General features: G+C 66.4%; 9 protein-coding genes. 5 read left to right on the forward strand and 4 right to left on the reverse strand.

Translation table 11 applies throughout. The features are described from left to right. The 4 genes from Q0996_RS15830 to Q0996_RS15845 form a co-directional block, all read right to left on the reverse strand. On the reverse strand, positions 1–364 hold a 364-nt coding region (locus Q0996_RS15830), incomplete at its 3' end, for an aldehyde dehydrogenase family protein (RefSeq protein WP_299621768.1). 33 nt (positions 365–397) lie between these two features. Then, the gene (locus Q0996_RS15835) at positions 398–1,219 is read right to left on the reverse strand and encodes an alpha/beta fold hydrolase (RefSeq protein WP_299621771.1); all 822 of its coding nucleotides are present in this window, start codon (positions 1,217–1,219) and stop codon (positions 398–400) included. A 2-nt stretch (positions 1,220–1,221) separates the two neighbouring features. Beyond that, complete coding sequence (locus tag Q0996_RS15840; protein WP_299621773.1) at positions 1,222–2,754, reverse strand: benzoate-CoA ligase family protein; 1,533 nt, start codon at positions 2,752–2,754, stop codon at positions 1,222–1,224. Positions 2,755–2,868: 114 nt separating this feature from the next. Beyond that, on the reverse strand, positions 2,869–3,336 hold the full coding sequence (locus tag Q0996_RS15845; protein WP_299621776.1) for a DUF4863 family protein: 468 nt from the start codon (positions 3,334–3,336) through the stop codon (positions 2,869–2,871). 312 nt (positions 3,337–3,648) lie between these two features. Between Q0996_RS15845 and Q0996_RS15850 the strand changes: the two genes are divergently transcribed. From Q0996_RS15850 to Q0996_RS15870, 5 genes are all read left to right on the forward strand, one after another. Beyond that, positions 3,649–4,797: an ABC transporter substrate-binding protein gene (locus Q0996_RS15850; RefSeq protein ID WP_299621779.1), complete on the forward strand. Its 1,149-nt coding sequence runs from the start codon at positions 3,649–3,651 to the stop codon at positions 4,795–4,797. A gap of 115 nt (positions 4,798–4,912) precedes the next feature. Further along, the gene (locus Q0996_RS15855; protein WP_299621782.1) at positions 4,913–5,785 is read left to right on the forward strand and encodes a branched-chain amino acid ABC transporter permease; all 873 of its coding nucleotides are present in this window, start codon (positions 4,913–4,915) and stop codon (positions 5,783–5,785) included. A 4-nt stretch (positions 5,786–5,789) separates the two neighbouring features. Next, positions 5,790–6,782, forward strand: coding sequence for a branched-chain amino acid ABC transporter permease (locus tag Q0996_RS15860; protein ID WP_299621785.1), 993 nt, complete (start codon positions 5,790–5,792; stop codon positions 6,780–6,782). Beyond that, positions 6,775–7,521, forward strand: coding sequence for an ABC transporter ATP-binding protein (locus Q0996_RS15865; RefSeq protein ID WP_299621788.1), 747 nt, complete (start codon positions 6,775–6,777; stop codon positions 7,519–7,521). The genes Q0996_RS15860 and Q0996_RS15865 overlap by 8 nt, the downstream gene beginning before the upstream one ends. Before the next feature lie 24 nt (positions 7,522–7,545). Continuing rightward, positions 7,546–8,015, forward strand: a 470-nt coding sequence (locus Q0996_RS15870; RefSeq protein ID WP_299621791.1) for an ABC transporter ATP-binding protein, incomplete at its 3' end; no start/stop codon positions are given.

Below are 8,015 nucleotides of genomic sequence, written 5' to 3' on the forward strand. Positions count from 1 at the left end.
TGCGGGCATCGCCAAGCGACGCCCCCAGTCGGGCATAGACCTTCAGCGTGGCAATGGCGCCGTCGATGTCGATGGCGGCGTCACTCGCCGTGTTGCCGCTGTTCAGGCGGGCAATCTCGCCGTAGCGGTCGCGGTTTTCGGCAAGAACGCCCGCCACGGCCTTCAGGAGCGCGCCCCGCTCCGCGAAACCGAGGGCGCGCAGCGCCGGGCCGCCGACGTCCCGCGCATAGTCCATTGCGGCCGCAGCATCCAGCCCGCTGGCGTCCACGCGCCCCAGCTCCTCGCCGGTCACGGGGTTGACGAAAGTCCGACCGTCACCCTGACCGCTCTGCCAGGTTCCCCAGAGATAGCTTTCGAGCTTCACGCCTTCTCCTTTGCGTTTTTGAGACCCCCCGCGTCAGGAGGCAAGGTCAGCCGTCGCCCTTTGCAGGCGCAGAACGAAACCGCGCAGCAGATCAAGGCAGCGCTGCGGCTGATCGAGGAATGGGGAATGTCGGCAGTCCGGCAGCAGTGCCAGCTCGACCTCGGCCGGCACCCGCTCGGCCACGACATCGACCTGCGCGCGCGTTCCGTACTGGTCCGCTTCGCCCTGGATCGCCAGGACCGGGACGGAGACTCCGTCCAGCGCATCACGGATGTCCCAGCGGGTGAAGTCCGGATCGAGCCAGGCGCCGTTCCATCCTAGAAAGGCGGCATCCACGTGGGCGTGGTACTTGACCAGCCGCGACCGCAGATCCCCATGACGATAGGCCTCGCGGGCCTCGGCGATCGACTTCAGCCCCATCGGCTCGGTGAAGAAATGCGGCGCCATCAGCACCACCCCGGCAATGCGCGCGTCGCCAACGCGCCCGGCGTGCAGCGCCGCGATGGAGGCGCCGTCACTGTGACCAACCAGGATACCGCGCCGCAGACCGATGGCATCGAGCACCTCGGGCAGCACCCGCACCGCCTCATCCGTCATGTAGTCGAGCGGGCGCGGCAAATCGCAAGGATCGGACCGACCGTAGCCTTGCCTGGAGAAGACCAGGACGCCGCAGCCGGTGGCCTCGGCCAGGCGCAGGGGGAAATCGCGCCAGAGCGCAATGCAGCCAAGGCCTTCGTGCAGCAGCACCAATGTCGTCGCCTGCTCCGGCGGCGGCCCGAGACACATCATCTCAAGCATCGCGCCGCCGGCCCGAATCCGCTGCGTGTCGCTGCAGGTCCAGTCGATCGGAGCCATCTCTACGCGCATGCGCGCAGCTTGAAGCGTTGGATCTTGCCCGTGGCGGTCTTCGGCAGGCTGTCCACGACGTCGATCCAGCGCGGGTACTTCCACTTGCCGACGGCCGCCTTCACGTGCTCCTTCAACTGCAGCGCAATGTCGTCGGCGGCCGCCTGCTTGAGCACGACGAAGGCCTTGGGCTTCTCCAGACCGTTCTCGTCGAGAGCCGGAACGACCGCCGCCTCCAGCACGGCGGGATGCGATACCAGAGCCTGCTCGATCTCGAAGGGGGCGACCCAGATGCCGCTGACCTTGAACATGTCGTCCGTGCGGCCGCAGTAGACGTAGCGCCCGTCGGCGCGTCGCTGATACTTGTCGCCGGTTCGGGTCCAGTGTCCTTCGAAGGTGCTGCGGGACTTCTGGCGCTTGTTCCAATAGCCCTCGGCCGCCGTGTCCCCTTTCACCAGCATCTCGCCGATACCGTCCCCCCCGACCTCCTGGCCGCTCTCGTCCACCAGCCGAAGCTCGTAGCCCGGCACGGCCAAGCCAGAGGTGCCGTAAACCACATCGCCCGGCCGATTGGAGAGGAAGATGTGCAGCATCTCCGTAGAGCCCACGCCGTCCAGAATGTCGACACCGGTGCGCATCCGCCAGCTTTCGCCGACCTCCTTCGGCAGCGCCTCGCCAGCGGAGATGCAGAGCCGCAAGCGCCCGCAGCCCGGCGGCGCATCGTCCTGCATCTGGGCGACCATCGCAGCATAGAGCGTCGGCACGCCACAGAAGATCGTCGGCTGGACTTGCGACATCAACTCGAACACCGATTGCGGCGTCGGACGGCCCGGCAGAAGCGCGGCCGTCGCGCCGACGGAAAGCGGGAAAGTCATGCCGTTGCCAAGACCGTACGCGAAGAAGAGCTTCGCCGCCGAGAAAACCAGATCCTCCTCGCCAATGCCCAGGACTTCGGCGGCATAGCTGTCGGCCGTGCCCTGCAGGCTGCTGTGGACATGGCGAACGCCCTTTGGCGTCCCGGTAGATCCGGAGGAGTAAAGCCAGAAGGCCGTCTCGTCGGGCGAAGCTTCGATGGCCGGCCGCGGCGTGCCCTCTGCGAGTTCCGCGGCAAAATCGAGAAAACCCTCCGGATCGCCGCCGACCACGAAGATCGCCTGCAGGCAGGGCAGATCATCCAGGATCGGGCGCAGTGTCTCCAGCAGCGGCGCTGAGACGAAGAGCGCCTTGGCACGGCTGTCGCGGAGAATGAAGCGATAGTGATCGGCGGAGAGCAAAGTGTTCAGCGGAACCGGGATCACGCCCGCCTTGAGACTGCCCCAGAAGACAATGGGAAACTCGATCACGTCCAGCAGGATCATCGCCGCCCGGTCTTCCGGCCCCAGGCCGTGACGGGCATAGAGATCGGCCATCCGGTCGGAGCGCTCTGCAAGCTCGCCATAGGTGAGGCTGCGATTGCCCTCCAGAAAGGCGGCCTTGCCGCCCCGGCCTTGCTCGAGGTGACGGTCCACGAAGTGGTGCGCGGCGTTGCCGTTGGGCCTGCTCAAACCGGTTTTCCTCCCCATGAATCGGCGCCTTCGCGGCGTCCTTGTTGGCAACCCTCGGCGTCGACAACCTGCGGCCTGCCCGTTTCGGCTTGCCGTCGTCAGCTTGTCAGCGCCTCAACGGCCGGTGAACTCGATCGCCCCCTCGGGCAGCAGATAGAGGACGTAGGCGGTGCCTCCGCTCACCGTCGGATGATGCGCGGATCCCGGCGGATAGACATACCAGCCGGCCGGCAGTCCATCGAACCGGGGGGACCCTTCGACCGGCAAGACGGCGCCGATCTCGCCCTGCGTGTGCACGTGATGTGGCCCAACCACGTCCGCCATGCGCACCACGTCGACACTGAAACGCCCGGCCGCCCCGCCCGGCTTGACGGCCCGACCGAAGCGGATGCCCCCGGCCTCGCGCTGCATCAGCCAGCCGTCACCTTCTCCTTCGGCGCAGAGCTCGCCGAGGCGCCGAAAAGTCTCGCCCTCGACCGGGCAATCCTCGTTGAGGCGCTCCGCCAGCGCGGCATCCAGAGGCGCCTCGCCGACCAGCTCGGCAATCTCCCGCACGATCTCTTCGAACGCCTCTTTGGACATGCCTCTCCCCATGACACCGCACATCGTTCGGACCATTACAATCAAAGCGTAACAGGAAATATGCTGCATGTCACTTCACGATCGGCCTTTCTCCTCCCCAGCCCAAAAACGGCGCAATCATGGGAATAAACAGAGAAACCATGGAGTGTTTTGGGTTTCCGTGACTTCGAGAGAGTCCGGAAATAGGCATTATATTGCTTGTTATGCGCCTCCCTCTCGGGTACCGTCTGACGCTCAGAAAAAAAGCCACGCCGCCACGGCGAGGCAAAACGAGGGAGGACGAAGACGATGAGGGTGCTGCGAGGATCATTGATGGCCGCCGTCTTGCTGACGGCAACACCGACATTGGCCCAGGCCGAGGATTACACGGTCGGGCTGCTCCTGCCCTATTCCGGCGTCTACGCCGCGCTGGGCGAGGAGATCGACAGCGGGTTCACGCTCGCCCTGGAGCAGCGCGCCGGCGAGATCCCCGAGGCCGAGATCACGATTGTCCGCGAAGATACCGAGGTGAAGCCGCCGATCGCCCTGTCCAAGACCCGCAAGCTGGTTCTACAGGACGAAGTCGACGTGCTGGTCGGCGTCGTCTCGTCGGGCGTGCTGGGAGCTATGCGCGACTTCGTCCACCAGTCGGGCACACCGCTGATCGTGGCCAACGCGGGCAACGACGACGCCACCGGCAAGCGCGGCAGCCCCTACATCACCAGGCTTTCCTTCTCCAACAGCCAGGTCAGCCGTCCGATGGGCCCCTGGATGGCCGAGCAGGGCATCGAGTCGGTCTTCACCCTGGCGCCGGACTATGCTGCCGGACACCAGATGATCAACGCCTTCACCGAAGCCTTCGAAGACGCCGGCGGCAAAGTCGTCGGGCAGGATTTCACGCCGTTCCAGAACACCAAGGACTTCGGTCCTTATCTGACCACCGCACGGGCCAGCGGCGCCGATGCCATCTTCGCCTTCTATGCGGGCGGCGAAGCCATTTCCTTCGTCAAGCAGTACGAGAGCTTCGGTCTGGCCGAAGACGTGCCGCTCCACGGCACCGGTTTCCTGACTTCGTCGCTTTACGTCGAGTCTCAGGGCTCCGCCGCCGAAGGCGTGATCACCAGCCTCCACTACGCGCCCGCCATCGCGACCGCGGAGAACCAAGCCTTTGTCGAGGCCTTCTCGGCGGCGCACGGACGCCTGCCGTCGGAGTACGCCGTGCAGGGTTACGATGCCGGCCAGGCCTTGGTCGAGGCGATCAAGAGCGGTGCGACCGACCGCGCGAGCCTCGCCACAGCGCTCTCCGAGGTGCAGTTCACCAGCCCGCGGGGACCGGTCGCGATCGACCCGGCCACCAACAACATCGTTCAAAACATCTACATCTATAAGACCGTCGCCGGCGATGCCGGCATGACCCAGAAGATTCTGGGCGTGGTCGAGGCTGTTCGCGACCCGGCCCAAAGCGCTCAGGCCGTCCAGTAGTCCTCGTGTCAGCGGGACCGGACCGCGCAAGTCCGGGGTGCGGAGCGACCTCCCCCGCCCCCGCGCGCGGTCCGGTCCCGCTGCTGCCTTTCGCGATCCTCACCAGGGCCGATCCATGACCGCCGACCTATCGTTCTGGGCGATCCAGGCGCTCAACGCGCTGCAGCTCTCGATGCTTCTGTTCCTGCTGTCCGTCGGCCTGACCGTCATTTTCGGCCTGATGCACTTCGTCAATCTGGCACACGGGTCGCTCTACGCGCTCGGCGCCTTCGTCGGAGTCACCGCCGCCGGGCTGGCCGGAAGCTACTGGGCTGCCTTCGTCGCAGCACCGCTCGTCGTGATGCTGGTGGGGATCCTGCTCTACCTGACGCTCATCCGCCGGCTGCGCAGCGCGGGACCGATGAACCAGGTGCTGGTGACCTTCGGCTTGATCTTCGTTTTCCTCGACGTCTTCAGCATCGGCTGGGGCGACATCGCCCTCGGCCTGGCCGAACCGGAGCTCTTCTCCGGCCGTACGGAGATCTTCGGCATCGTCTATCCGACCTACCGCCTCTTCGTCATCGGGGTCGGGCTGGCGGTGCTCGGCATTCTTGCGGTCATCGTCTCCCGCACCCAGGTCGGCGCGGTCATCCGCGCCGGCGTCGACAACGACGCGATGGCGGCCTGCGTCGGGATCAACGTGGAGCGGGTGTTCTTCTGGGCCTTCTGCGTCGGCTGCGCCCTGGCCGGCCTGGCCGGCGTGGTGGCGGCGCCGGTCCTGTCGGTCACCACCGACATGGGCACAGCCATCCTGATACCGACCCTGATCGTGGTGGTGATCGGCGGCCTCGGCAGCCTCAAGGGGGCAATCGTCGGCTCCCTGATGATCGGCTTCGTACAGACCTTCGGCGCCGTGCTGGCCCCCGAACTGGCGGCGATTCTGATCTACGCCCTGCTCGCAGGGGTGCTGATCCTGCGGCCGGCCGGCCTGTTCCCGGCCCGAGGCTGAGCGCATGTTCTATCAGACACCGCTCAAGACCGCCGCGATTCTGCTGCTGCTCACCGCAGCGCTGGTCTATTCCCTGGTCGCCGGCTTCTTCGGCCTGGAGGTGCTGACCGAGGTTGCGATCCTGGTGATCGTCGCGATCGCGTTAGACCTGGTCGCCGGCTACGGCGGCATGATCTCCCTCTGCCACGGCGCGCTCTTCGGGGTCGGCGCCTATGCCTTCGCCTCGGCCACGGTCCTGCTGGGCTGGGATGCGTCGATCGGTCTGGCGCTGGCCATCCTTACCGCCTGTCTCTTCGCCTGGGTGATCGGCGCCATAACGGCGCGCACCCACGGCATCTTCTTCATCATGGCGACCCTCGCCTTCGGTCAGATGGGCTATGCCTACGTCTTCGAAAGCCGGACGTTCGGGGGCGACGACGGCCTGCCGGGCGTACCCCGCCTCGACCTCTCCGGCCTGGGGATCGATCTCAACGATTCCTTCAACTTCGCGCTCCTCTGCGTGGCGCTGGCCACGGTCGCCTACCTGCTCGCAGCTGCCCTGCTGCGGTCCGGCTTCGGGCGTACCCTTGTCGGCATCCGGTCCAATGAGCTGCGCATGCGCGCCCTGGGCCTGCCCGTCTGGCGCCACAAGGCCGCAGCTTTCGCGATCTCCGGCGCCCTGGCCGGCCTGGCAGGCGCCCTGGCCGCGCAACACACGATGTTCGTCTCTCCGGGCCTGCTGCACTGGACCCTGTCCGGCGAGCTGCTGATCATGGTGATCCTCGGCGGCCTCGGCACCTTGGTCGGCGCCGTCGTGGGTGCCGGTCTCCTGGTCTTCCTGAAACATGAGGTGGCGCGTTTCACCGAGCACTGGCATTTGGTGGTCGGCCTGGTGCTGATCGCGGTTGTGCTCGGCGGCGGGCGTGGCCTCTATGGCCAGGCCGAGCATCTTTGGGAGCGGCGACAGGCGGCCCGCAAGGCCGCGACGGCAGCCAAGGAAACGCCCGAACATGCTTGAAGCCCAAGACCTGCGGAAGTCCTTCGGCGCCCTGACGGTCACCAACAGGGTGTCCCTGGAGGTGGCCAGGGGAGAGCGCCGAGTGGTGCTGGGGCCCAACGGCGCCGGCAAGACCACGCTGTTCAACCTGCTGGTCGGCGAGCTGCCGGCGGATTCAGGGCAAATCAAGATTGCCGGCGAGGACGTGACGGCGCTCTCGATGGATGCCCGCGCGCGGCGCGGCATGGCCCGCAGCTACCAGAAGAACAATCTCTTTTCCGGTCTGACGGTGCGCGAGAATCTCTCGCTCTCCGCCGCCTGCGCTCAAGGCAAGGCGAAGACCGTTGCCATGGACAGCCTGCGGGATGCGGGCGTCGCGGAGACGGTACGGGAGATGGCATCGCTGGTCGGGCTGACCGAACTGCTGGAGACATCCGCGGACAGCATCTCCTACGGTGCGCGCCGGCGACTGGAGGTCGGCCTGGCCTTGGCCTCGCGCCCGCGCGTCCTGCTGATGGACGAGCCGACCTCCGGTATCGGCCCCGGGGGCATCCACGCCTTTCATGCCCTGCTGCGCGGGCTGCCGGCGGAGCTGACCATTGTGATCGTCGAGCACGACATGGACCTGGCGTTCGACATCGCCGATCGCGTGACGGTCATGAACTTCGGTGAAGTGGTCTTCGACGGTCCGCCGCAGGCGGCCCGGGAGAGCGCTTTGGTCAAGGACATCTATCTCGGGACCTGGGCTGAGCAGCCCTGAGACCGGCGGCCTTTGAGACAGTCAATGCTTGAGATCGAAAACCTGCAGGCCGGCTACGGCGAAACCCGCGTTATCCACGACCTGTCGCTCGACGTTGCGCCAGGCCAGGTTCTCGCGGTCCTGGGCCGAAACGGCGCAGGCAAGAGCACGACCTTGAAGGCGGTCATGGGCCTCCTGCCGAACCTCGGCGGTGCCGTCCGCTTCGAGGGGCGCTCCCTGATCGGCTTGCGCACCTTCGACATCGCGCGTCTCGGGATCGCGTACGTCCCCGAGACGCGCGACATCTTCCCCTCCCTGACGGTGCGCGAAAACCTCGAACTGGTTGCACGACGCTTCGCCGGCTCCGGTCGACCCTGGACGCTGGAACGGGTGCTGGCGCTCTTCCCCAAGCTGCGCGAACGCCTGAGCAACGGCGGCACGCAGCTGTCCGGAGGCGAGCAGCAGATGCTGGCGATCGCACGCGCCTTGCTGATGAACCCGCGGCTGTTGATTCT

This window comes from Pelagibius sp. (assembly GCF_028289705.1).
Taxonomy (GTDB): domain Bacteria; phylum Pseudomonadota; class Alphaproteobacteria; order Kiloniellales; family Kiloniellaceae; genus Pelagibius.

Coding starts and splice junctions, on each gene's coding strand:
- Q0996_RS15865 (WP_299621788.1), top strand. CDS start 6,775: ATGCTTGAAGCCCAAGACCTGCGGAAGTCCTTCGGCGCCCTGACGGTC.
- Q0996_RS15835 (WP_299621771.1), bottom strand. CDS start 1,219: ATGGCTCCGATCGACTGGACCTGCAGCGACACGCAGCGGATTCGGGCC.
- Q0996_RS15855 (WP_299621782.1), top strand. CDS start 4,913: ATGACCGCCGACCTATCGTTCTGGGCGATCCAGGCGCTCAACGCGCTG.
- Q0996_RS15860 (WP_299621785.1), top strand. CDS start 5,790: ATGTTCTATCAGACACCGCTCAAGACCGCCGCGATTCTGCTGCTGCTC.
- Q0996_RS15845 (WP_299621776.1), bottom strand. CDS start 3,336: ATGTCCAAAGAGGCGTTCGAAGAGATCGTGCGGGAGATTGCCGAGCTG.
- Q0996_RS15850 (WP_299621779.1), top strand. CDS start 3,649: ATGGCCGCCGTCTTGCTGACGGCAACACCGACATTGGCCCAGGCCGAG.